The organism is Pseudomonas sp. HMSC057H01, assembly GCF_001836405.1.
In the GTDB taxonomy this organism is placed as follows: Bacteria; Pseudomonadota; Gammaproteobacteria; order Pseudomonadales; family Pseudomonadaceae; genus Pseudomonas; species Pseudomonas aeruginosa.
In genome coordinates this window covers 1-2,498 of sequence record NZ_KV828453.1, presented here as the reverse complement: position 1 = coordinate 2,498, position 2,498 = coordinate 1, and the positions used below count along the sequence as shown (strand labels likewise).

At 69.0% G+C, this 2,498-nt stretch carries 1 protein-coding gene and 1 pseudogene; both read left to right on the top strand.

Features of this window, described 5'->3' with window-relative positions:
- A pseudogene (locus HMPREF2581_RS12285) lies at positions 1-226 on the top strand (RHS repeat protein); the annotation flags it as partial.
- Positions 227-240: 14 nt separating this feature from the next.
- Positions 241-2,498 (top strand): RHS repeat domain-containing protein (locus HMPREF2581_RS12280; protein ID WP_070867337.1); only part of this gene is annotated, 2,258 nt, incomplete at its 3' end.

Below are 2,498 nucleotides of genomic sequence, written 5' to 3'. Positions count from 1 at the left end.
CAGCAAACGCGACAACAACGGCAACCTGACCACCTACCAGTACAGCGCCCGAGGCCTGGAGACCTCGCGCACCGAGGCCGCCGGCACTGCGCAGGCGCGCACCATCACAACCGACTGGCACCCGACCCTGTTCCTCCCGGTGCAGGTCAGCGAGCCCGGTCGGATCACCCGCTACCAGTACGACGCCGAGGGACGCAAGACCGGCGAGACCGTCACCACCCGCTGACAAGGACGACACCCATGCGCATCCCCCCATACTTCCCCCGTCTCGGCGCCCTCGCCCTGGCCTGCGCCCTGGCCCTGCCCGCGCAGGCGGCCGAGCGCGCCTGGAGCTACAGCTACAACGCCCTCGGCCTGATCGAGCGCGCCGACGGTCCGCGCACCGATGTGCAGGACGTCACCCTCTATGCCTACGACAGTCGCGGCAACCTGACCCAGGTGACCAACGCCCTCGGCCAGGTCACCCGCCTCGGCGACTATGACGAGCGCGGCAAGCCCGGCAGCATCACCGATGCCAACGGCGTCACCAGCAGCCTCGCCTACACCGGCGTCGACGGCTGGCTGGCCTCCGTCAGCACCGCCGGCAGCACCACCCGCTTCGACTACGACGCGGTCGGCCAGATCACCCGCGTCACCCGTGGCGACGGTAGTTGGCTGAGCTACGAATACGACGACGCACGGCGGCTGGTGGCGATCGGCAACAACCTCGGCGAACGCCTCGAATACGACGTCGACACCAAGGGCAATCGCACCGCCCAGCGCATCAAGGACGCCAGCGGCAGCCTGGTGCGCCAGCAGCAATGGGCCTACGACGAGCTTGGCCGGCTGCTCCGCGCGGTCGGCGCCGGCGGCCAGACACGCAGCTTCGCCTACGACCTCAACGACAATCCGGTCGGCGAAACCAACCCGCGCCAGTTCGCCCACAGCCAGGCCTTCGATGCCCTCGACCGGCTGGTCGGCCAGAGCGATCCCCTCGGCGGCAAGACCCGACTCGCCTACGACGCCCAGGACAACCTCACCGAGGTCAAGGACCCGCGCGGCGTCACCACCCGCTACGAATACGACGGCCTCGGCAACCTGACCCGACTGGTCAGCCCGGACAGCGGCACCACCACCTTCGAGCACGACGCCGCCGGCAACGTCATCCGCCGCACCGACGCTCGCGGTGCGGTCACCGAGTATCGCTACGACGCCCTCAATCGCCTGATCGAGCGCCACTCGCCGAGCGACCCGAGCCTCGACGTACAGTACCGCTACGACCTCACCGCCGACGGCAACCAGGGCATCGGCCGCCTGGGCGCCATCGAAGGTGCCCGCGACAGCCTGGTGTACCGCTACGACGAGCGCGGCAACCTGGTCGAGCAGGTACGCAGCATCCGCCTCGACCAGCAGACCCTGCTCGACCGCGTGACCTACCGCTACGACGCGGCCAACCAACTGCTGGAGATCGGCTACCCCTCCGGCCTCGCCATCGGCTACCCGCGCAACGCCGGCGGCCAGGTCGCCAGCGTGACCCTGGCAGTAGGCGACAAGGCGCCGAGCACCCTGGTCGGGCAGATCGCCTACCTGCCCTTCGGCCCGCTGCTGCGCCTGACCTGGGGCAACGGCATCACTCTCAGCCGCGAGTACGACCAGGACTACCAACTGCTGCGGCAGAAGGTCGGCCCCTGGCAGAGCGACTACCAGCACGATGCCAATGGCAATATCCAGCAGCACCGCCATAGCCTCTGGGGCACCCTGGACTACCAGTACGACCCGCTGGACCGCCTGACCGAGGAACGCGGCGTCCAGGGCGGGCGCAGCTATGCCTACGACGCGGTCGGCAACCGCACCCAACGCAGCGACAACCCCGCCTCAGGCGGCACCGCCAGCAGCCAGGACTACCAGTACGCGCCCGACAGCAACCGATTGACCGCCATCGGCGCGCAAGCGGTGACCAGCGACGCCGCCGGCAACCTCACCCAGGACCGCGCCGCGCGCAAACTGGCCTACGACGCCCAGGGCCGCCTGCAAAGCGTCAGCCTCGACGGCCAGCAGGTCGCCGAATACCGCTACAACGCCCTCGGCCAGCGCATCGTCAAGCTCACCCCCGAGAGCATCACCACCTACCTCTACGGTCCCGACGGCCAGTTGCTCGGCGAAGCCGAACACGACGGCAGCGGCCGGAAACTGCGAGCCCAGTACTACCTGTGGCTGGACAGCCTGCCGCTGGCCACCATCGACGCCGACTACGACGCCCAGGGCAAGGTCGGCAACCCGACCCTGCTCTACCTCCATGGCGACCACCTCGACACCCCGCGCCTGGCCACCGACGCCAGCGGCCAGATCGCCTGGCAGTGGCAGTCCGACGCCTTCGGCCGCGGCGAAGCGCTGAGCCAGGGCAGCACCCAGGTCAACCTGCGCTTCCCCGGGCAGTACTACGATGCGGAAAGCGGGCTGCACTACAACTACTTCCGCGACTATGATCCGGAGACTGGGCGGTATGTGGAGAGTGATCC